This is a genomic window from Telluria mixta (genome assembly GCF_029223865.1).
GTDB classification, from domain to species: domain Bacteria; phylum Pseudomonadota; class Gammaproteobacteria; order Burkholderiales; family Burkholderiaceae_D; genus Telluria; species Telluria mixta.
Genome location: NZ_CP119520.1, coordinates 1,821,243 through 1,843,323, shown reverse-complemented (window position 1 = coordinate 1,843,323; position 22,081 = coordinate 1,821,243). Strand labels below are relative to the sequence as shown.

Sequence of the window (22,081 nt, the reverse complement as noted above, 5' to 3'; positions counted from 1 at the left end):
ACGCCGCGCCGTCGGTTTACTTCATCAGTTCTGCAAGTGGCTTGCGCAACGAACGGGCCTGGGGCGCCGGACCGGCGCCGAGCCGGCCCATGAAGACCGGATGGCCGTTGCCGGTGCCGATCAGCTTGTGCAGGCGTTGCTGCAATTGCCGCGCCGAACCATGCAATTTCTCGACGGTCGAGAACGACTCGCCGTGCTGCACGTAGGCGGAAAAGATCAGGGGCGTCATCTCGGGCTGCATCGCCAGGCCCAGGTGGGTCAGCGTGAGCCAGAAACGCTGCACGGCGCGGCCGGCGGCGACGTGGTCCTCGACCGTTTCCGGCGCGTGTCTGGCCATGATGACAAAGTGGGCAGCGCAGCGCAGGCCCGGCACGAGGTCCATCTGCAGGCGCGGTGCCCAGGTGCCCATCAGGCGGTTCATCGTCGACAGGCGACCCCAGCTGACCATCGCCCATTTCATCAGGCGCAAGGTGGCGGCATCGACGCCCAGGGCCTGGTCGGGCACGCGATCGGGGCTGTGGCGCGCGTTCCAGTGGATGATGCGTCGGTGTACCTCATAGGCTTCCGGCATCGTCAGGCGCAGCTTGGCGTTCGAAAACATCAGGCGCGCCGCGGCCATTTTGCCGCCGAAACCTTCGATCCAGCGCACTTCGTAGCCGGCGCCGACGCTCTCCTCGAGGACACGTTTTTCCTCGGGCGTCAGGGCGCGCGTGCTCATCGCGCGGCGCTGCACGCTGCGGGTCGTGATGGCGCCCAGCAGCGGACTCGGCTTCACGGCCGGGTCGGGTACGAAGCGTACGTCGAATACGGGGAGGTGATCCTGGTCGTCCGGGCGCCGGGTGATCTCGGTGCGCAGGCCGTGGGCGGTGGCGGCGATCGCCATCGTCTCCAGCAAGGTGCCGTGCGAGATCTGGCTCGGGCGGCCGCGGAAGTCGTACACCGTATCTTCGCGGGTATCGTGGAAGTGCACGGCGACATGGTCGGGGCCGAGCACTTCGAATCGCCACACCTGGGTGTTGTCGCCGCTCGGCGCCCAGCGCGCCAGGTCGAGGATGTCGTGGAGGGTCTGCGGGAGATTCATGCCTGTACCGCTTTCCCGGCGAGCTGGCGCGTCATCTGGCGCTTGGCGATCGAGATCATCAGGCGGTGGAACGGGTTGCCGTTGCCGCCCGGACGCCAAGTGTGGGCCAGCTTGTTGCGATAGGCGTCGAATTGCACGCCGTGCGGCGCGGCCAGGACCTTGCCGCGTCCCAGCAGGATCTTCAGCGCCTCGGTAGCGACGATGCCGGCGCACAGCTGGCAGGCCATGAAGGTCGACGGACCGCGGCGCTCGGCGAAATTGACCGCGTCCGGCACGACGAGGTAAGGGCGGTGCAGGCCGGCCGGTGCCAGGCCGACGACGAAGCGGATGGCCTTGTCCAGTTCGGGCAGGTCGCCCCACTGGAAATACTCTTCGAACGTCATCTGCCCCGGGAGGAAATTCAGCAGGGCGGCGCCCATGCCCAGCGGCGCGGCCGTCGTGGCCGGGATCCCGAGGCGGGCGCACGCGGCGAACGTCTGCTGGCGGGCGTCGAAAGCAAAGAAGTCGAGCGCGTCGACGTAGAGGTCGACGCCGTCCAGGAATTGGTCGAGATTGCCCTGGTTGACACCGTCAGGAAAGATCTTGACGTCGATTTCGGGATTGATGTCCTTGGCCATGCGGGCCAGGACTTCGGCCTTGGGCTGGCCGACCGTCGACATCATGGCGCCGACCTGGCGGTTGAAGTTGACGATGTCGAAGGTGTCGAAGTCGGCGATATGAAACTTCGTCACGCCCAGGCGTGCCAGGGTCAGCAGGTGCACGCCGCCGACCCCGCCGCCGCCGGCAATGGCGACACGCTTGCCGCGCAGGGCCTGCTGTTCTGCAGGCGTTACCCAGCCGATATTGCGCGAAAACGCCTGTTCATAGCGGAACGGATTTGTCATTGATGAGGAAAAACGGTTTTATCGATAAAACGGCCGAAAGTACCGATATCTGCTACGCACAGCGCATTTTATGCGTGTTGTTCATCCATGCGCAGGAGGCGGTTGATGATGCCTCGTTCTTCACGCGGCGAGAAGAAATAGGGGTAAAACGACCGTTCGGACACGTTGTTATCGGCGCTGAATGTGCCGCCGTATTTCTGGATCTGTTCCGTCACGAATTCCAGATTCACCCGCAGCAGGTAGGCCGGTGCCTCGACGCGCGGATTGATTTTCAGCTCGCCCTCTTGCTGGAAACCGAGCATGCGTTCGTAGAAACGGCGGTGGCGCGGATTTACCTCGATGACGATATCCGTGCATTGGTGGATGTCGCGGGCATAGATCACGGCCAGGTGAAACAGGTTGGCCAGTGACGTTTTCGAGCGGACTGACGGGTCGAACGCCAGCTTCGTGAACTCGCACAGGCGCGCACCCTTGTTGCGGTGCGCGTCCAGCTCCTCCTTGAAGATCTGGTCGGCCATCAGGCCGATCGGCGAATCGATACCGATCGTGAGCGTACCGACCACGTCACCCTTGTCGGTGGCGGTGAGGGTAATGCGATTCGGGTCGTCGCTGAATTGATGCGTGCCGGAATAACCGCGCCAGGCATACATCTTGTTGATCAGCATACTTGCCGAATTTCGCCCGTCCGCAGTATCGGTAAGCCGGATTCCATACGAATCGTGGTTCACGATAACATCCTCATATTGCGAGGGCGTCATATTATCGCGATCACCAAAATCATGAGCGTCCGATAGGGATGCGGCCGAACCACCCTCTGGATCCTTGAAATCGTCGAAAGTCGTCATCGCAGGATTCCCCAATTGTTTAAAAACGTTCGCGTACTGCGAACGGAAGTTCTGGTGCCCGCGCCCTGGCAGTGCCGGGCGTGGATTATTATTTATTTATTAAGGTATATTAGCTTCTTACAAAGCCTTTAGCAATGCGCGCGCTTCGTCGGCCTGGTCGAACGATCTATCGTCCGCCAGAAGCTTGTCGAGCTCCTTGCGCGCGCCTGCCTTGTCGCCCGATTTGCTCAGACCTACCGCCAGGTGGTAGCGCACTTCGGACGACTTCGGCGCCAGGCTGCTGGCTTTCTGCAGCAGCGGCACGCCGCGGCCCGTATTGCCTTGTTCCACCAGAAGCCAGCCCAGCGTGTCCATGACGCCGGCGTTGTTCTCAGCAAGTTTATATGCCTGCTCGGCAGTTGCAAGTGCGCGCGGATCTTTCACTTGCTGATAAGCATACGCCAGGTTGTTCAGTGCGGCAGCATTGTTCGGCGTGCGCTTGACGATGTCTTCCAGGCGTGCGATCGCGGCCTTGTAATCCTTGGCCGCCAGGTTGTTCTCGGCGGCGTACATGCCGATCAGGACGTCGTTCGGGTTGTCCTTCAGGAACTGGGCCGCGCGTGCCTGCGCTTCCTTGCCCTTGCCGGTCAGCGTCATGGCCTGCAGGGATTTCATGAGGATTTCCGGTGCCTTGGCGATCGCGAACGCCTTGTCGTAGGCGGGCAGCGCCTGCGCCGGCTTCCTTTGCGACATCAGCACATCGCCTTCGGTCGCGTAGCCGACGGGCGACTTGTCGTTGATCTTTTGGATCTGGCGCGCCATGGCCAGCGCCTCGTCCCCACGGCCCATGCGCACGGCCAGCTCGACCTGAGCGAGGCGGGCAGCGACCAGGTCGGGTTGCAGGTCGACGGCGCGCTTCAGATCCTCGGCTGCGGCGTTATTGTTCTGCATCAGCATGTGCACACCGGCCAGGCGCAGGTGCGGCGCAGCCGATTTCGGAGCCAGGTTGACCAGCTTGCTGTAGGTTTCCAGCGCGCCGGACGTGTCCTTGTTGGCGATCTGGGCCTGGCCCAGCAGTTCCACCAGTTCGGGATTGGTCGGGTTGGCGGTCTGGACCTTGCGTGCCAGCGTCAGCGCTTTCTGCGCCTGTCCCGTACTCAGGTAGTGCCGGCCGAGGTTGAGCGCCGGCCCGACGGCCTCCGGCTTCGCGTTGCTGGCCTTCTCGAACCACGTCGTCGCTTCCTCGGGATGCTTCTGCATCATCGCCAGTTCGCCCAGGGCGCGCATCGCGTCGACGTTGTTCGGTTCCTTCTGCAGGACTTTTTCGTAGCGCTGCTTGGCGACGTCGGGTTTTTTCTCGACGAGGTCCAGGCGTGCCAGGTTCTGGACGGCCGGGATGAAGGTCGGTTGCAGGGCAACGGCCTTGTCCAGCGCGGCGCGGGCGGCGGGCACGTCGCCCTTGACCATGTTGACGGCGCCCCGCAGGGTCAGCACCTGCGGATTGTCGGGCTGCTGCTTTTCGAGGGCGTCGATGGCGGCCAACGCCTTGTCGTAATGCTTGAGGTTGATCTCCGTCTGGACCAGCGCCATCGTGGCCTGCGCCGATTTCGGGTCGAGCTCCGTGGCCTTTTGCAGTTCGGACAGGCCGCGCGCCTGGTCGCCCTGGGCCAGCTTGGACAGGCCGAGCGACGTACGCAGACCAGCGGCTTTCGGTGCCAAGGTCGCGGCTTTTTCCAGGTAGGCGCTGGCTTTGTTGAAGTCATGCACCTGCATATAGGTTTCGCCGGCCAGGGCGAGCACCTGCGGATCGTCCGCCGCACTCTTCAGTGCCGGCGCGAGCGTGACGGCGGCATCGTTCGGTTGTGCGCTCTTGAGCTGGACCTGGGCCAGCAGCTTGCGGGCGTACACGTCGTTCGGATTGAATTCGAGGTATTTGCGCAGATGCTGGTCGGCTTGCTGCAAGGCGCCGAGGTTCAGTTCCGACGCGCCGGCCAGCAGCACGCTGGGCATGTGGTCCGGTGCGACTTTCAGGACGCGCCCCAGGGCGTCCTGGGCCGCCGAGTACTTACCTTGCGAGAATTCGTACAGCGCGCGGGTATATGTCACGAGCAGATTGCCCGGCGCATTCTTCTCGGCCGCATCGATTTCGGCTTTTGCGTCCGCGAACTTGCCGCGGGTGATGTGGACGTACGCCTTCTCGATATGTGCCGTGCGATGGCGCGGATTCAGTGCCAGCGCCTGGTCGAAGGCGGCGATCGCCTCGTCGGCCTTGCCCTGCGTGCGCATCAGCGAGCCGCGCGCCATGAAGACATCCGCATTCTTGGGATCCTTGGCCACGGCTTCGTCGATGTAACGCTCGGCCGCGTCCTTGTCCTGCTTGGCGACCGCGTAGCGCGCCAGGCCGAGCAGGGCGTCACCCGCATTGGCGTTCAGCGCCAGGGCTTGCTCGAACGCCTGCTTGGCCTCGTCGAGCTTGCCGGTGGCCAGCAAGGCGTCGCCGCGCAGCGTCTGCAACGACGCCGATTTGGCGGCCACTTCCGGCGTGACTTCGTCGAGGATTTCCTTGAACTTGCCTTGCTGCGACATCGCCTTGGCCAACTGGGGCAGCACGCGGTCGGCGGCGATCCCGCTCGAGCGGGCCTTGCGGAATTCCTTCTCGGCCGAGGGGAAATCGCCCATGTCGAGTTCGAGGTTGCCCAGCTCCATGCGTGCCTCGGCGTTTTCCGGGCTCTTTTCGACCGCATTCTTGAGCTGAATCATTGCTGACTTCAGGTCACCTTTCTGCTGATACTGCTTGGCTTCGCCCAGCAGCTGCTCGGTCGACTGCGTGGAGCGGCCGCAGGCGGACAGCCCGGCTACCATGAACGCACCGGACAGGATGGCAGCAGTAAGTTTGAGCTTGTTGGGGTGACGCGGCATCTGGCATTCCTCGAGATATCTATCGTAACCGCATTGTTGTGCGGATTCCTCTTCAACAATAATACCTGAAGGAATACTAACAAAGCCGCACAAGTTTGCCGCCGTGTTGCAAATCCCCCATCAAAGTGGTGGAACTCTGTCACATTTGACGTCAAATCTCGACAATATGACGGCCATATTACTATTCCGGGCCGTTTTCACCTTTGCGCAGGCGGCTCAACAGGGCCTCGACGTTGTCGCCGACGGGCAAGCCATGGCGACGTAACAATTGAACGTGCAATACAAGGTTTTCGAGCACGAGTTTGGCCGAGACGGCCAGCAAGGTCATCAAGCGGTCTTCGGTACTGAAGTTTTCCATCGAGGCGGCCATCTCGCACAAATGGCTGGCGACGAGCTCGCGCAGGTCGTCCTCGGGAAAGGGCAGGTCTGCGAAGTCGATCGGGTCTTCCTGTTCGACTTCGCGCATGAGGGCAGCGAGTTGTTGCGGCTGGATGGGCATGCATGGCTCCGGTGATGGTCCCCGGAGCCATTCTAGGACAGGACTACATATTGCGGCGATACTGTCCGCCCACCTCGAACAACGCCGTCGTGATCTGGCCCAGGGAGCAGACGCGTACGGCGTCCATCAGGCGGGCAAACACGTTCTCGTTGTCGATGGCGGCCTGCTGCAGCGCGGCCAGCGCGGCCGGTGCCTCGTCCGCATGGCGGCGATGGAAGTCTTCCAGGCGCGTGAGCTGCGACTGCTTCTCGTCGTCGGTGGAACGGGCCAGTTCGATCGTCGCCGGGGCCTCCGCGGCCTTCGGATTGCGGAAGGTGTTCACGCCGATGATCGGCAGGCTGCCGTCGTGCTTGCGGTGCTCGTACAGCATCGACTCTTCCTGAATCTTGCCGCGCTGGTAGCCCGTTTCCATCGCACCGAGCACGCCGCCGCGCTCGGCGATGCGCTCGAATTCCTGCAGCACGGCTTCCTCGACGAGGTCCGTCAGCTCCTCGAGGATGAACGAGCCCTGGTTCGGATTCTCGTTCTTGGCCAGGCCCCATTCGCGGTTGATGATCAGCTGGATTGCGAGCGCGCGGCGGACGGATTCGTCGGTCGGCGTCGTGATCGCCTCGTCGTACGCGTTCGTGTGCAGCGAGTTGCAGTTGTCGTAGATCGCGATCAGCGCCTGCAGGGTGGTGCGGATGTCGTTGAAGTCGATCTCCTGCGCGTGCAGCGAGCGGCCCGACGTCTGGATGTGGTACTTCAGCTTCTGCGAGCGGTCGTTCGCGCCGTACTTGTCGCGCATCGCGACGGCCCAGATGCGGCGCGCCACGCGGCCCAGCACCGTGTATTCCGGATCCATCCCGTTCGAGAAGAAGAACGACAGGTTCGGCGCGAAGTCGTCGATGTGCATGCCGCGCGCGAGGTAGGCTTCGACAAACGTAAAGCCGTTCGACAGGGTGAAGGCCAGCTGCGAGATCGGGTTCGCGCCCGCTTCGGCGATGTGGTAGCCCGAGATCGACACCGAGTAAAAATTGCGCACCTGGTTCTGGACGAAGTATTCCTGGATGTCGCCCATGACCTTCAGCGAGAATTCCGTCGAGAAGATGCAGGTGTTCTGGCCCTGGTCTTCCTTCAGGATGTCGGCCTGCACCGTGCCGCGCACGTTGGCCAGTACCCACGCGCGGATCTTTTGCGTTTCGTCGGCGTTCGGCTTGCGGCCGTTGTCGCGCTCGAACCGGTCCATCTGCTGGTCGATCGCGGTATTCATGAACATCGCGAGGATGGTCGGGGCGGGGCCGTTGATCGTCATCGAGACCGAGGTGTTCGGGCTGCACAGGTCGAAACCGTCGTACAGCACCTTCATGTCGTCCAGCGTCGCGATCGATACGCCCGAGTTGCCCACTTTCCCATAGATGTCGGGCCGCAGCGCCGGGTCGGCGCCGTACAGGGTGACGGAGTCGAACGCCGTCGACAGGCGCTTTGCATCCATGCCCTGCGAGACCAGCTTGAAGCGGCGGTTCGTGCGGAACGCGTCGCCTTCGCCGGCGAACATGCGGGTCGGATCCTCGCCCTCGCGTTTGAATGGGAACACGCCGGCCGTGTACGGGAAGGCACCCGGCACGTTTTCCAGCATCAGGAAGCGCAGGATCTCGCCGTGATCCTCGAAGCGGGGCAGGGCGACCTTGCGCACCTTGTTGCCCGAGAGCGTCGTGTACGTGAGGTTCGTGCGGATTTCCTTGTCGCGGATCTTGACCACGTGCTCGTCGCCCGCGTAGGTTGCCTGCAGCTGCGGCCAGGACGCGAGCAGTGTCTTCGCCTCGCCTTCCATCGCGTTCTCGCGTTCCGTGATCAGGTCGTCCAACACGACTTCACGGTTCGCGGCGGCGAGCATGCGCTTCGTCTCCGTCAGCTGCTGGCGCTCGCGCGCGAGTTTCACCTGCTTGCCGACGTTGCGGTGGTAGCCGCGCACGGTGTCCGCGATCTCGGCCAGGTAGCGCGAGCGCGCGGGCGGCACGATCACGTTCTTGCCGCTCGAGTATCTGGTGGCCGGCCTGGGCAGTTTCGGCGTGTCGATTTTCAGGCCGAGTTCCGCCAGCGCCGGCAGCAGGCCGAGATACAGCGCGGTGACGCCGTCATCGTTGAAGCGCGACGCCTGCGTGCCGTAGACGGGCATCTCGTCCGGCGACCTGCTCCACAATTCCTTGTTGCGCTGGACCTGCTTGGCCACGTCGCGCAGCGCGTCCTGGGCGCCCTTGCGGTCGAACTTGTTGATGGCGATGAAGTCGGCGAAGTCCAGCATGTCGATCTTCTCGAGCTGCGACGCGGCGCCGAATTCCGGCGTCATCACGTACATCGATACGTCGACGTGCGGCACGATGGCGGCGTCGCCCTGGCCGATGCCGGACGTTTCGACGATCACGAGGTCGAAGCCCGCGACCTTGCATGCGGCGATCACGTCCGGCAGGGCCTGCGAGATTTCCGATCCCGCTTCGCGCGTCGCGAGCGAGCGCATGAACACGCGTGCCTGCCCGTTCCACGGGTTGATCGCATTCATGCGGATGCGGTCGCCCAGCAGCGCGCCGCCGGATTTGCGGCGCGACGGGTCGATGGAGATGACCGCGATGTTCAGGCGGTCGCCCTGGTCGAGGCGGATGCGGCGGATGAGTTCATCCGTCAGCGACGATTTACCCGCGCCGCCCGTGCCCGTGATGCCCAGCACGGGCACTTTCAGGCCTTCGGCCGTGTCCATGATGCGCTTGCGCAGACTGCCGTCCGCCTTGCCGTTTTCCAGTGCCGTGATCAGTTGCGCGAGCGGGCGGTGGCGCTGCTCGATCGGCCCGGTCTGCAGCGGATCGAGGGTGGTCGGCGCATAGCTCGACAGGTCGACGTCGCACGCTTCCAGCATCGAGCGGATCATGCCGACGAGGCCCATGCGCTGGCCGTCTTCTGGAGAGAAGATGCGCGTGACGCCGTAGGCATGCAGCTCTTCGATCTCGTGCGGGACGATGACGCCGCCGCCCCCGCCGAACACCTTGATGTGGGCGCCGCCGCGCTGGCGCAGCAGGTCGATCATGTACTTGAAATATTCGACGTGGCCGCCCTGGTAGCTGGAGATGGCGATGCCTTGCACGTCCTCGGCCAGCGCGGCCGTGACGACTTCGTCGACCGAGCGGTTATGCCCCAGGTGCACGACTTCGGCGCCGTTCGTCTGCAGGATGCGGCGCATGATGTTGATCGAGGCGTCGTGGCCGTCGAACAGCGAGGCGGCCGTGACGAAACGGACTTTGTTGGACAGCTTGGCGTGCTCCGGCAGGTCGAGCTTGGCGGCAGGCGTGATGTCGTTCATGGTGTTCCCTGGAAAACGGAAGCGAACTGTGGGTTCTTTGTACGGTATATGACGTTAACGTAAACGTCAAGAATGGTTCTCGACATCATGCGGCACGCTTTTTGATGTTGCCGGAGAGGAGTTCCTCCTTGTGCACGCGATACTCGGCCACGGCTTTTTCCTTGACGTGGCCGAAGCCGCGGATCTGCTCCGGCAGCGCCGCCAGCTCGACGGCGACGGCGTGGTTCGATGCGTCCAGCGACGCTAGCTGCGCCTCGATCATGTCACGGTATTCGGTGACGAGGGCGCGCTCCATCCTGCGCTCGGCCGTGTAGCCGAACACGTCGAATGCCGTGCCGCGCAAGCCTTTCAGTTTGGCCAGCAGCTTGAACGCACCCCACATCCACGACCCGAACTCGGCTTTCACGAGGTGGCCCTTGGCGTCCTTCTTCGCGAACAGCGGCGGCGCCAGGTTGAATTTCACGCTGAACTTGCCGTCGAACTGGCTTTGCAGCTGCTCCACGAAGCGGCCGTCCGTGTACAGGCGCGCCACTTCGTACTCGTCCTTGTAGGCCATCAGCTTGGCATACGACTTCGCGACGGCCATCGACAGCTTGTTGCCCAGCTTGAGCGCCGCCTCGCGTTCGCGCACGCGCGTGACCAGCGTTTCGTATTGCGCTGCATAGGCCGCGTCCTGGTAACCGGTCAGGAATTCGACGCGCTTCTTGATCACGCTGTCGAGGCTCTGCGGCATCTGGACCAGGACCGGCTGCGCCGGGATCGCCGTGCGTTCGACACGTTGCAGGTCGACGGCGGCGCGGCGGCCCCACAGGAAGCTGCGCTGGTTCGATGCGACGGCCACGCCGTTCAGTTCGATGGCGCGCAGCAGCGAGGCTTCCGACAGCGGCACGAGGCCCTTCTGCCATGCATAGCCCAGCATGAACAGGTTGGCGGCGATCGAGTCACCCATCAGCGCCGTCGCCAGCTTCGTCGCGTCGAGGAAGTCGGCGCCGGCCTCGCCACCGACCGCTTCCACGATCAGCGAACGGACCTGGTCGGCCGGGAATTCCCAATCTCTCTGCTGGGCGAACGTGCCGGTCGGCTGCTCGTGCAGATTGACGACGACCATCGTGCGGCCCGGACGCATCTTCGAGATGGCGTCGGCGGCGCCGGCCGTCAGCATGTCGCAGCCCAGCACGAGGTCGGCCTCGCCGGTGGCGATGCGCTGCGCACGCAGGCGTTCCGGCGTCTCCGCGATCTTCACGTGCGACGTGACGGAGCCGTTCTTCTGGCTCATGCCCGTCATGTCCAGCACGGACGCACCCTTGCCTTCGAGGTGGGCCGCCATGCCCATCAGCGCGCCGACGGTGATGACGCCGGTGCCGCCGATGCCGTTGATCAGGATGTTGTACGGCGCCGCGATCGAGGGAAGGGCGGGCGTGGGCAGCGGACCCCAGCCGTCATCGCCATCCTTCTTGCTGGCGCCGGCCTTGTTCTTCTTCAGCGTGCCGCCTTCGACGGTGGCGAAGCTCGGGCAGAAGCCCTTGGCGCACGAATAATCTTTGTTGCACGCGGACTGGTCGATGGCGCGCTTGCGGCCGAATTCCGTTTCCTTCGGCAGGATAGCCACGCAGTTCGACTGGACGCCGCAATCGCCGCAGCCTTCGCACACGGCTTCGTTGATCACCATGCGTTTTGCGACATCCGGGAACTCGCCCTTTTTCCGGCGACGGCGCTTCTCTGCCGCGCAGGTCTGGTCGTAGATCAGCACCGTCACGCCGGGGATCTCGCGCAGTTCGCGCTGCACGTCGTCCATCTTGCTGCGGTCGTACAACGTCACTTCCGCCGGCAGCGCGGAGCGGTCTTCGTAACGCGACAGGTCTTCCGTGACGAGCGCGATGCGCTGGACGCCTTCGGCCGCCATCTGGCGCGCGATCAGCGGCACGGACGTCGTGCCGTCGACCGGCTGGCCGCCCGTCATCGCGACCGCGTCGTTGTACAGGATTTTATAAGTGATGTTGACCTTGGCCGCGATGGCGGCACGCACGGCGAGATAGCCCGAGTGGAAATAGGTGCCGTCGCCCAGGTTCTGGAATACGTGCGGCACCTTGGAGAACGCGGCCTGGCCGATCCACGGCGCGCCTTCGCCGCCCATGTGCGTCGTCAGCTTGTTCATCTCCGGGTAGATCGACGTGGCCATCACGTGGCAGCCGATGCCGGCCAGCGCAAACGAGCCGTCCGGCACCTTCGTCGACGTGTTGTGCGGGCAGCCGGAGCAATAGAACGCGGGACGGAACGGCGTCGTCACGGCTTTCATGAGCACCGCGTCCTTCGCTTCCAGGAAGGCCAGTCTCGCCTTGATCAGGTCGCGGGTGCGCTCGTCGAGATTCAGACGGGTGATGCGGCCGGCGATCACGCGCGCGACTTGCGCGACGGAGAAATCGGCCTTCGGCGGGAGCAGCGATTCGCCGCGCGGCGCGACCCACTCTCCCTTTTCGTCGAACTTGCCGATCACGCGCGGACGCACGTCGTCGCGCCAGTTATAAAGCTGTTCCTTCAGCTGGTATTCGACGACTTGGCGCTTTTCTTCCACGACGAGGATCTCGTCCAGGCCTTGCGCGAATTCGCGCACGCCTTCCGGCTCCAGCGGCCAGATCATCGCCACCTTGAACAGGCGCAGGCCGACCCGGGCAGCCATCGCTTCGTCGATGCCCAGTTCTTCCAGCGCTTCCAGCACGTCCACGTACGATTTGCCGGAGGCGATGATGCCGAGCTTCGCATCCGGGCTGTCGATCGTCGTGCGGTTCAGCTTGTTTTCACGCGCATACGCGAGCGCCGCGTAGATCTTGTAGTCCTGCATCAGGGCTTCCTGATTGCGCGCCTGCTGGCCCAGCGGGATCGCCGACAGCCGCGTATTCAGGCCGCCTTCCGGCATCGCGAAGTCCTGCGGGATGTTCACCTTGACGCGGAACGGATCGGCGTCGACCGAAGCGCTCGATTCCACCGTGTCGGCCAGCGCCTTGAACGCGACGGCCAGGCCGGAAAAGCGCGACATCGCCCAGCCGTGCACACCCAGGTCCAGGTATTCCTGCACGTTGGACGGATACAGCACGGGGATCATGCAGGCGGCGAAGATATGGTCGGACTGGTGCGGCAGGGTCGACGAATACGCGCCGTGGTCGTCGCCCGCGACGAGCAGCACGCCGCCGTTCTTCGCCGTGCCGGCGTGGTTCATGTGCTTGAAGACGTCGCCGCAGCGGTCCACTCCCGGGCCTTTCGCGTACCACATCGCGAACACGCCGTCGTACTTGGCCGGCCCGATCAGGTCCACGGTTTGCGTGCCCCAGACGGCCGTCGCGGCCAGGTCCTCGTTCACGCCCGGCACGAACTGGATGGATTTCGCTTCCAGGTGACCCTTGGCCTTCCACAGGTTCTCGTCCAGGCCGCCCAGCGGCGAGCCACGGTAGCCCGAGACGAAGCCGGCCGTGTCCAGGCCGGCCTGCTCGTCGCGCAGCTTCTGCATCATCGGCAGGCGCACGAGGGCCTGGATGCCGGACAGGAAGATCTTGCCGGAGGTGGCGGTATACTTGTCGTCGAGGCTGACGTCTTTGAGGGGAGCGGGAACGGCGGGCGCGGCAGGCATGGACGCGGATGCGCCCTGGCCCAGGACGGTGTCAGGCATGGTGTCTCCAAACTTTGTGTTTTCAGATGGACCCGTGCCGGAGGCGCGCCGGGTAGGCGCTGGCCGGAATGGGTCCCGGTGCCGCTTTGGCGGCTGTTACACCAAGTGTAGAGACAAGTTGACGTATACGGAAATACGGAATGAGGATGGAGCCATAAGAAAAAATGATGGCTCGGCTTACCCCTTGAGTGCCGTTGCCCCGATCCAGTGACCGCCGGCGCACAAGTCATGCGCCACCTGGACGACGAGACGGCTGACGGCCGCCGCCGCATTGGTCAGCGGGATATTGCGCGAGGTGCACAGCACGACGGTGCGCGCAATGGCCGGATCGCGGATGGCCAGCGCCCGCATGGCGCCGCGTTCGACCTCGGCCTGTACCGGCGCCACGGGCAGGATGGTGGCGCCCATGCCGGCGAGGATGGCCGATTTCAGGATCGCGATCGAGTTGATTTCGATGACGCCGTGCGTGGCCAGGCCCGCGGCGCGTGCCGTGCTTTCGATGCGCGGCCGCACGCCATGCTGCAGCCCCGGCAGGATTAGGGTCGTGTCCAGCGCAGCGCGCAAGGTCAGGCTGTCGTGCCCGGCGGCGGCAGATGCGTCGGCGCGGCAGATGAAGCGCAGCTCTTCCTCGACGAGTGGAATGGCGGCGAAGCTGCCGAGCTGGCCGTCGTCGAACAGCACGGCCAGGTTGATACGGCCGGCGCGCAACTGCTCGGCCAGGCTGCCGGTGATTTCCTCGGTCAGCTGTAGCGTGATTTCCGGATAGCGCTGGCGGATCGCCGTCAGCAACGGCAGCGCGAGGGCATCCGAAATACTGTGCGGCAGGCCGAGCGTGACGCTGCCCGATGGCCGTTCGGCCGATTGCACGACGGCAGCCTGCGCATCCGCCACCTGCTTGAGGATGGCCTGCGCATGTTCATAGAACACCTTGCCGGCGTCGGTGTTGAGTACGCCCTGTGCCGAGCGGTGCAGAAGCTGCACGCCCAGTTCCTCTTCCAGCTGACGCAATTGCTGGGTCAGCGCCGGCTGCGCCACGTGCAGGACCAGCGCGGCACGCGATAGCGAGCCGTGGTCCACGATGGCGACGAAATAGCGCAGCTGACGGAGTTCCATTTTTGTAAATACTTGTAGCTTTATGGCTACAAGAAATCACCATAAGTTTATTATTAGAAAGTTTCCTGTCATCAAGTTGATATACTCGATGGACGCCGGATCGCGGCGAGATTAACACACACACTCGGGACTCTTTCATGCTCAAGAAGGTCGATTCCTCCCAGTTGCACGTTGGGATGTTCATCCATGACCTCGATTGCGGCTGGATGGAACATCCTTTCGTCCGTAACCGCTTCGTTCTTAGCACCGAGGATGAGATCCGCAAGATCATGGTAGTGGGCATCCGTTCGGTGACGATCGACTGCACGCGCGGTCTGGATGTGTCAGATGCGCCCACGGTGGCCGAAGCGGAAGCCGCGACGGAGGCCGAGGTCGCCGCGATCGCCGCCAAACCGGTGGCGCCGCTGCGTACGACGCTGGCCGAGGAATTCGACCGGGCCGTGGCGATCCGGCGCCAGGCCGCCGATCTCGTCAAGACCGTGATGCAGGATGCGCGCCTGGGCAAGGCGGTGGAAATGGACAAGGTATCGCCGGTGGTCGAGAACATCACCGCATCGATCCTGCGCAATGCATCTGCGTTGCTGGGCCTGTCCGCCATCAAGACCAAGGACGATTACACGTTCCTGCATTCGGTCAGCGTCTGCACCCTGCTGGTCGCCTTCTGCCGTTCGCGCAAGCTGGATGCCGCGACCACTTACCAGGTCGGCATCGGCGGCCTGCTGCACGATACGGGCAAGGCCCGGGTGCCGGACGCCATCCTGAACAAGCCGGGTCGCCTGACCGACGAGGAATTCGAGATCGTGCGCCGCCACCCCAGGGACGGCTACGATATCCTGCGCCGTTCGTCCGGGATCGGTCCCATCCCGCTCGACATCACGCTGCACCACCACGAGCGGCGCGACGGTACGGGTTATCCGGACCGCCAGGGCGAACAGGACATCAGCGAGCTGGCGCAGATGGCGGCGATCGTCGATGTCTACGACGCCATCACGGCCGACCGCTGCTATCACAAGGGCATGCCGGCGGCCGAGGCACTGCGCAAGATGTACGAGTGGAGCAAATTCCATTTCAATCCGGCGCTGACGCAGGAATTCATGCGTTGCGTCGGCATCTATCCGGTCGGGACCCTCGTCCTGCTGGAATCGGGCCGGCTGGCGGTGGTCGTCGAGCCGCACGAATCGAGTCTGCTCACGCCCAAGGTCAACGTCTTTTACAGCACGAAGAGCCAGACCTACATCAAGCCGGAAACGGTGGACCTGGCGCGTGGTGTGGGCTTCGGCGGCGCCGACAAGATCGTGCGCCACGAATCGCCCGACAAATGGCAGGTCGACCCGCTGCGTTTCATGCAGTTGGCCTGAGCGCTCCGGGAACGTTCAAAAGAATTCGGCGGTGTCGTTGGAGGCGACGGTCTGCAGCAGGCCGTGCGCGACGAGGTCGTCGTAATGGCAGGCGCGGTTGCGCCCGTTGCTTTTCGCGTAGTACAGCGCCTGGTCGGCGTGGCCCAGCGTGACCACGGGCGATTCGTACGCGCTGATGCTGACGAAGCCGACGCTGACGGTCACCCGTCCCACCTGCGGGAACACATGGCTTTCCACGTTGATGCGGAAGCGCTCGATGATCTTCCAGGCGTTGTCCAGCGTCGTCGAGCGCAGCAGCACGACGAATTCCTCGCCGCCGAAGCGGAATACGCGGTCCTGCGCGCGGAACGACGATTGCAGCAGGTTGGCGATCAGGATCAGCACTTCGTCGCCGTACAGGTGGCCGAACTTGTCGTTGACGGCCTTGAAGTGGTCGACGTCGACGACGGCCAGCCACTGCTTTTCCTGGGCATGGTGCTGGCGCCGTTCCGGCAGGCCCGGCAGACGCGGATCCCGTTCATGGGAATTCTGCAGCATGCGCGCCAACTGGTCGTCGAACGTCTTGCGGTTGAGCAGACCGGTAAGTGAATCGCGTTCGCTGTAGTCGAGCAGGTTCTGGAAATTCCGGTAAACGCCGACGATGCCGCCGATCACGTACACGGTCTCGCGCGAAAACGCCTTGTCGTCACGGATTTCCAGGCAGGTCGTCGCTTTGTCGGCGAACCAGATCGGCAGCCAGAGCACACGCATGCCGTCGGCCGCAATCGCTTCCGCGCTGGTCTGGTGCTCGGCCAGGCAGCGTTTGAGTTCGGGGAGGGCAGATACCGGATCGCCCAGCACGCCGTCCTGCGAGTCTTCCAGGCGGGCTGCGCCACCCTTCACGATGTTCGCACGCGCACGCAGATATTGCTGTCCGGACACGGTCGTGATGGCCAATATGCGCGTCTGCGCCGCGCCCGCCAGCTCCTGCACTGCCGAGATCACGGAAATATCGAGCATCGCGTGATCGCGGTGGCCGGTCATGTCCACCATGTGTTTCAGAAGCGAATCCATGTCGTTCTCAGCAATGTAATCAACCGACCTGCAGGCTGGGCACAGCCGCCGTCGCGTTCGCAGGTATCAGGCGTTTCACAAAGAGCAAGCGAAACAGGATATAGCGTTTTTGCATTCTAAGCAATTATGCAAATGCAATTTTTTTAGCCTGAGTGAATTTTCTCAAAGCCAAACTGCAACGTGCTCCCCCAGGCTAGGGGGATTTTGATTCTGTCGAACAAAAAATAGTTCCGCACAGAAAAGTTGTTGATGGTCAAGTTGCCGCGCGGCATCAAAATTTATAGTGGACTCACTGGCACGGAACACGGCAAGTCAGCAGGGAAGTGGTGACTTGACCGGTGTCCTCGGGCTGGTAGCTGTTCTTATTAACCCACCATATGGGAGTTTGTCATGAGCAACTTCATCTCTGCAGTCAAAACCTTCGCTGCCGACGAAAACGGTGTGACGGCCATCGAGTATGGCCTGATCGCTGCCCTCATCGGCGTAGCGGTGGCTGCTACGGCGAAAACGTTGGGCGGAGACCTGTCGGACCTGTTCTCGGACATCTCTGCCAAGGTCAACGGCACCGCCTGATGTAGCAGGGCAGCCCTCCGGGTCTTCGGGCCCGGAGGGCTTTTTTTTGGGAGCTGTCATGCAAATCGAACAATACCGCGATGCGCTGCTGCTGCTCATGGTAAGCATTGCCGCTGTTAACGACCTGGCGACGCGGCGTATCCCGAACCGTCTTCTGCTCGCCGGGCTGGCCGGTGCGCTGTTCCTGCACGCCTTGTCCGCTGAACCGGGCACCGCGCTGCTGTCCGCATTCACCGGCATGCTGCTGGGCCTGGGTATCTTCCTGCCGTTCTACCTGGTGCGTGGCATGGCAGCCGGCGACGTCAAGATGATGGCCGTGATCGGTTTTTTCACCGGCCCGGCCGAAGCATTCCAGATTGCCATCCTTACCTGGTGCGCCGGCGGCGTGATGGCGCTGCTGCTCATCCTGGTGCGCAGCCGCCTGAGACTGGCCCTCGTCAATATCGGGCACCTGCTGTCCGGATTCATTGCCACGGGCACGAAGTCAGCGGACACGGCGCTCCCGCAAAGCGCCGGTTCGATGCCTTATGGACTGGCCATCGCGGCCGGCACGATCGTCGTTCTGGTCACTCAATATGGATGAGTCCGCTCTTGGTAAAGCTCAAGGGTGGCCAAAAGACCGGTAGTTAGAATGATTTTGACCTGTTTCGGAAAACAAGCAAGGCAAGGGGACTCCGATGTTTGAAACGCTATCGACAGGCATTACCGCGGCGGCATCGCGGGCCGTACAGCCCGCGTCGCCGGGCAGTCCGGAGATCGCACCAGTCCTGCCGCGCCAGGCGAAAACCGTGCGCGATACCGGACTTGAACCGCGCTTCGTGACGGATCTGGTGCTCAAGGCGATCCAGGCCGGCGGCAAGACCCCGTTGACCCATCTGGCCGGCAAACTGCGGCTGTCGATCAGCGTGCTGCGCGAGGTCCTCAATCCGCTGATCGCGGAACAGCAGGTGGAAGTGGCGTGGTGCGGCGAGTCGGACATCGACATGCAGTACCAGTTGACCGCGCACGGCCAGCGCAGCGCCGTCGACGCCCTGGCGCGCTGCGGCTATGTCGGCCCGGCCCCTGTCACGCTCGCGTCGTATCGCGCCGTGGTTGAACGCCAGGCGTTGCGCCACGCGGATGCCGAGCGCATCACACCCGCGCAACTGGCGGGCGCGCTGGGCGACGAGGGCCTGTCGCAGGCCGCGCGCGACGTGCTGGGCGCGGCACTGTACGCACGCCGATCGCTGCTGTTGTACGGACCGTCCGGCGGCGGCAAGACGACGCTGGCGCGCAAGCTCGGACGCCTGCTGCCCGGTCCCATCGCGGTGCCGTATGCGCTGATGGCCGGGCGCCAGGTGATCCGCCTGTACGATCCCGCCGTGCACGTGGCACCGCCGCCGATCGCGCGCCAGCAGGAAGAACGGCGCAGCTGCGATGCGCGCTGGACCGTGTGCCAGCGTCCGCTCGTCCACGTCGGCGCCGAACTGGGGCGCGACATGCTCGACCTGCGCTATGACGCGGAGCAGGGCGTGTACCATGCACCGCCGCACCTGCAGGCGAACAACGGGATGCTGGTGCTCGACGACGTCGGCCGCCAGCGCATCGCCGCGGCCGAGCTGCTGAACCGCTTCATCGGTCCGCTGGACGCGGGAACCGACCAGTTGTCGCTGCAGGGCGGCCAGGCGGAACTGGTGCCGTTCGATGCCGCCGTGGTGTTCGCAACCAACCTGGCCCCGACGAGCGTATTCGATGACGCCGCGCTGCGCCGCATCGGCTACAAGGCCGACATCGGCGCGTGGTCGCCGGGCGCCTACCGCGCCCTGTTGTGCCGCCAGTGCCGGCTGCGCCGCATCGATGTCGAGGATGCCGCGGTCGACCACCTGATCGAGCGGCTGCACCCGCAATCCGGGCGCGCGCTGCTGGCCTGCTATCCGGGCGAACTGCTCGACCGTGTCGCCGATTTCGCCGGCTTTGCCGGGACCGAACCGCGCCTCACGATCGCGGCGGTCGAGCAAGCCTGGCGCAGCATGTTCATCGCTTGCGCGACGGAGATTCAAAAATGAAGAACAAGCGTGCCATCCTCGTCATGGCCGTTGCGATCCTGTTCGGATTCGCGGCTGTCGTGTTCGCATCACGCTGGCTGCTGAAGCAGCCGGGCAGCAGCAGCGGCCGCATCCTCGTGGCCGCCACCGACATCAGCCTCGGCCAACGCCTGGCGCCCGAGATGTTCAAGCCGGCCGACTGGCCTGCCGACAGCGTCCCGAAAGGCGCCTTCACGGATCCGCAGAAACTCGGCGGGCGCGTTCTCAAGACGAACCTGCTGATGGGTGAGCCGGTCAGCGAGGCCAAGCTGGCGCCGGCCGGCACGCTCGGCGGATTGTCGGCGCTGATCACGGAAGGCAAGCGCGCGATCACGGTGCGCGTGAACGACGTGATCGGCGTGGCCGGCTTCGCGCTGCCGGGCAACTACGTCGACATCATCGTCAGTACCCAGAAGGACGTGCCTCCCGGTGTCGACGCCCGCCAGCAGAACATCTCGAAGATCGTGCTGGAGCGGATCCTCGTGCTGGCCATCGCCCAGGAAGTCAACCGCGACGAGACCAAGCCGAAGGTCGTCAACGCGGTCACGCTGGAAGTGACGCCGGAGCAGGCCGAAAAGCTCGACCTGGCGCGCAGCGTGGGCACGCTGTCGCTGGCCCTGCGCAACCAGGTCGATCCGCAGGCGGCCAGCACCGAAGGCGCGACCAAGCTCACCTTGCTGCCCGAGGCGCCGCCGCCCGCGCCGCGCAAGCCCGCGCCCAAGCCCGCCCCGGCCATGCGTCCCGCGCCGGTGGTGGTCAAGGTGGCGGCGCCGGTGCGGCGTGATTGTGTCACCGTGCTCAACGGCCTGCGCATGTCGCAGGAGTGCTTCTGAACTTCATCCAGGGTAAAGCCATGAACGGATGCTTGACGCCATCACCGCTGCTTCGTTGCTTGTTCGCCGCCGGCCTGGCGCTGGCGGCTACCGGACCCGCAGGCGCGGCCGCCAAATCGAAAGCCCAGCCCGTGGACAACCCGACCGGCGCCACGCCGCTGCGTGCCGAGGCCGGACCCAACTGCAAAGGCGAGGCCGCGAAGCCGGCCCAGCTGGCCCTGCAGGTCGGCAAGTCCAGCCTGATGCGTTTGCCCGAGCCGGTCCAGCACCGCAGCGTCGGCAACCCGCTCGTCGTGCAGGCCCTGATGGTGGCGCCCGACACGCTGTACATCGCCGGCGTCGACGTAGGCACGACCAACATGATCATCCAGGGCAAGAGCGGCCTGTGCAGTGTGGTCGACATCACCGTGGCCATGGACCCAGCGGCCCTGCAGGCGATGCTGGCCACGGCCATGCCGGACGAGCATGAGGTCAACGTGCTGGCCGCATCCGACGCCCTCGTGTTGACCGGCACCGTGAGCGATACCGTCGCTGCCGCACGTGCCGTCGAACTGGCCACTGCGTACGTACGGCGCCCGCTGCGCGCGCTGACGGTGCCCGACAAGGAAGACGCGACGAGCCAGAGCCGGCATGAAGGCCAGAACCAGGGCGGTGCGGCAGCGGCCGCGGCGCGGATTGTCAACATGCTGTCCGTGCGCGCCCCCCAACAGGTGCAGCTCGAAGTCAAGATCGCCGAAGTGTCGAAGAGCCTGCTCGACCGCCTGGAAGGCGGTACCCGCTGGACCTTCAGTTCCGGCAGCTGGGGCGCCATGCTGCTGTCGAATTTCATTACCGGGACGGCGCATGGCGCGCTCTCGGTGGGCAAGAGTGCCGACCGCAACCTCACCGCCGCAGCCGAGAAGCAGGATGGCCTGGTGCGCGTGCTGGCCGAGCCGAACGTGATGGCGATCAGCGGCCAGGAAGGTACGTTCCTCGTGGGCGGCAAGTTCTACATCCCGGTCGCGCAGGATAACAACCGGGTGACGCTGGAAGAGAAGGAATTCGGCGTCGGCCTGCGCTTCACGCCGACGGTATTGGGCGGCGGGCGCATCAACCTGCGCGTCGCGCCCGAGGTGTCGGAGCTGTCGCGTGAGGGTATCGGCCTGTCGGCCACCGGCTTCAACGGCACCGCCATCCTGCCGGTCGTGACGACGCGCCGTGCCACTACCACGGTCCAGCTGTACGACGGCCAGAGCTTCGCGATCGGTGGCCTGATCAAGAGCAACCTGGTCGCCAACCTGAAAGGGCTGCCGGTGCTGGGCGAGCTGCCCGTGCTGGGCGCCCTGTTCCGCAGCGCGGATTATCAGCAGGACCGCACGGAACTGGTATTCGTGATCACCGCGCACCTCGTCAAGCCCCTGTCCGGCAACAGCTACGAGCTCCCGACCGACAAGGTGGGCGAGCCGTCGCGTGCGAGCGTGATGCTGGGCGGTCGCCTGGAAGGCAAGCCGCCGAAAGAGACGACAGCAGTCGTGTCGCTGCCGGCGCCGGCGACACCTGCGGCGCAAAGCCCCGGCGGTTTCGAACTGAAATAGGAGAGAGCAATGGCCATCAGATGCAAGGGAACGGCGTGCGTGGCGCTGGCGGGCATGCTGCTGTACGGATGCAGCGCGACCCCGCGTTTCGACAAGCAGTTCGGGTCCGCCGTGCGCGCCAACGTGGCGGCGCAGGTACTCGATCCGGCCGCCGCGGCCAATACGAATCCCGCCGCCGGCATGGAAGGCGCCGCCGCCGTCATCGCCCACGAGCGCTACGAGAATTCGTTCAAGGAACCGGAGAAACCCATCAGGGCCCTGGTCGTCAGCGGCGTGGGCAGCAAGTGACCCTTTTCCGAATGCCGTCCCAAGGAC

16 protein-coding genes are annotated in these 22,081 nt (G+C 64.3%); 7 read left to right on the top strand and 9 right to left on the bottom strand.

Translation table 11 applies throughout. From position 1 onward, the window contains the following. Window positions 1-16: 16 nt before the first annotated feature. From P0M04_RS08140 to P0M04_RS08105, 8 genes are all read right to left on the bottom strand, one after another. Window positions 17-1,081, bottom strand: coding sequence for a nitroreductase family protein (locus tag P0M04_RS08140; protein ID WP_259448387.1), 1,065 nt, complete (start codon window positions 1,079-1,081; stop codon window positions 17-19). After that, a complete protein-coding gene (locus tag P0M04_RS08135) occupies window positions 1,078-1,965 on the bottom strand; it encodes a ThiF family adenylyltransferase (protein WP_259448386.1) in 888 nt (295 codons plus the stop codon). Before P0M04_RS08135 ends, P0M04_RS08140 begins: the two co-directional genes overlap by 4 nt. A gap of 68 nt (window positions 1,966-2,033) precedes the next feature. Continuing rightward, window positions 2,034-2,810 (bottom strand): N-acyl amino acid synthase FeeM domain-containing protein, encoded by a 777-nt coding sequence (locus P0M04_RS08130; protein WP_259448385.1) that lies wholly within the window; start codon window positions 2,808-2,810, stop codon window positions 2,034-2,036. 117 nt (window positions 2,811-2,927) lie between these two features. After that, a complete protein-coding gene (gene prsT / locus P0M04_RS08125) occupies window positions 2,928-5,708 on the bottom strand; it encodes an XrtA/PEP-CTERM system TPR-repeat protein PrsT (protein WP_259448384.1) in 2,781 nt (926 codons plus the stop codon). A gap of 181 nt (window positions 5,709-5,889) precedes the next feature. Then, window positions 5,890-6,207 (bottom strand): hypothetical protein, encoded by a 318-nt coding sequence (locus P0M04_RS08120; RefSeq protein WP_036231180.1) that lies wholly within the window; start codon window positions 6,205-6,207, stop codon window positions 5,890-5,892. Between the two features lie 43 nt (window positions 6,208-6,250). Next, on the bottom strand, window positions 6,251-9,538 hold the full coding sequence (icmF, locus tag P0M04_RS08115) for a fused isobutyryl-CoA mutase/GTPase IcmF (RefSeq protein ID WP_259448383.1): 3,288 nt from the start codon (window positions 9,536-9,538) through the stop codon (window positions 6,251-6,253). A gap of 85 nt (window positions 9,539-9,623) precedes the next feature. Next, window positions 9,624-13,199 carry an indolepyruvate ferredoxin oxidoreductase family protein gene (locus tag P0M04_RS08110; protein WP_371877260.1) on the bottom strand — a complete coding sequence of 1,192 codons (3,576 nt, stop codon included), beginning with the start codon at window positions 13,197-13,199 and terminating at the stop codon, window positions 9,624-9,626. A gap of 177 nt (window positions 13,200-13,376) precedes the next feature. Beyond that, window positions 13,377-14,312 (bottom strand): LysR substrate-binding domain-containing protein, encoded by a 936-nt coding sequence (locus P0M04_RS08105; RefSeq protein WP_259448382.1) that lies wholly within the window; start codon window positions 14,310-14,312, stop codon window positions 13,377-13,379. Window positions 14,313-14,488: 176 nt separating this feature from the next. On the opposite strand from P0M04_RS08105, the gene P0M04_RS08100 reads away from it, so the two are divergent. Then, the gene (locus tag P0M04_RS08100) at window positions 14,489-15,670 is read left to right on the top strand and encodes an HD-GYP domain-containing protein (protein ID WP_281042391.1); all 1,182 of its coding nucleotides are present in this window, start codon (window positions 14,489-14,491) and stop codon (window positions 15,668-15,670) included. A gap of 15 nt (window positions 15,671-15,685) precedes the next feature. Here the strand turns inward: P0M04_RS08100 and P0M04_RS08095 are convergent, their stop codons facing one another. Next, window positions 15,686-16,723, bottom strand: a complete 1,038-nt coding sequence (locus P0M04_RS08095; RefSeq protein ID WP_259448380.1) for a GGDEF domain-containing protein — start codon at window positions 16,721-16,723, stop codon at window positions 15,686-15,688. A 390-nt stretch (window positions 16,724-17,113) separates the two neighbouring features. Between P0M04_RS08095 and P0M04_RS08090 the strand changes: the two genes are divergently transcribed. The 6 genes from P0M04_RS08090 to P0M04_RS08065 all read left to right on the top strand — a co-directional run bounded on the left by P0M04_RS08090 (window position 17,114) and on the right by P0M04_RS08065 (window position 22,054). Beyond that, window positions 17,114-17,296: a Flp family type IVb pilin gene (locus P0M04_RS08090; protein WP_259448379.1), complete on the top strand. Its 183-nt coding sequence runs from the start codon at window positions 17,114-17,116 to the stop codon at window positions 17,294-17,296. Window positions 17,297-17,354: 58 nt separating this feature from the next. Beyond that, a complete protein-coding gene (locus P0M04_RS08085) occupies window positions 17,355-17,879 on the top strand; it encodes an A24 family peptidase (protein WP_259448378.1) in 525 nt (174 codons plus the stop codon). Between the two features lie 94 nt (window positions 17,880-17,973). After that, window positions 17,974-19,341 (top strand): DUF8689 domain-containing protein, encoded by a 1,368-nt coding sequence (locus tag P0M04_RS08080; protein ID WP_259448377.1) that lies wholly within the window; start codon window positions 17,974-17,976, stop codon window positions 19,339-19,341. Then, window positions 19,338-20,192: a Flp pilus assembly protein CpaB gene (gene cpaB, locus P0M04_RS08075; RefSeq protein ID WP_259448376.1), complete on the top strand. Its 855-nt coding sequence runs from the start codon at window positions 19,338-19,340 to the stop codon at window positions 20,190-20,192. The genes P0M04_RS08080 and cpaB overlap by 4 nt, the downstream gene beginning before the upstream one ends. Before the next feature lie 59 nt (window positions 20,193-20,251). Next, the gene (locus P0M04_RS08070; RefSeq protein WP_259448375.1) at window positions 20,252-21,766 is read left to right on the top strand and encodes a type II and III secretion system protein family protein; all 1,515 of its coding nucleotides are present in this window, start codon (window positions 20,252-20,254) and stop codon (window positions 21,764-21,766) included. 9 nt (window positions 21,767-21,775) lie between these two features. After that, window positions 21,776-22,054: a hypothetical protein gene (locus tag P0M04_RS08065; protein WP_259448374.1), complete on the top strand. Its 279-nt coding sequence runs from the start codon at window positions 21,776-21,778 to the stop codon at window positions 22,052-22,054. Window positions 22,055-22,081: the final 27 nt, after the last annotated feature.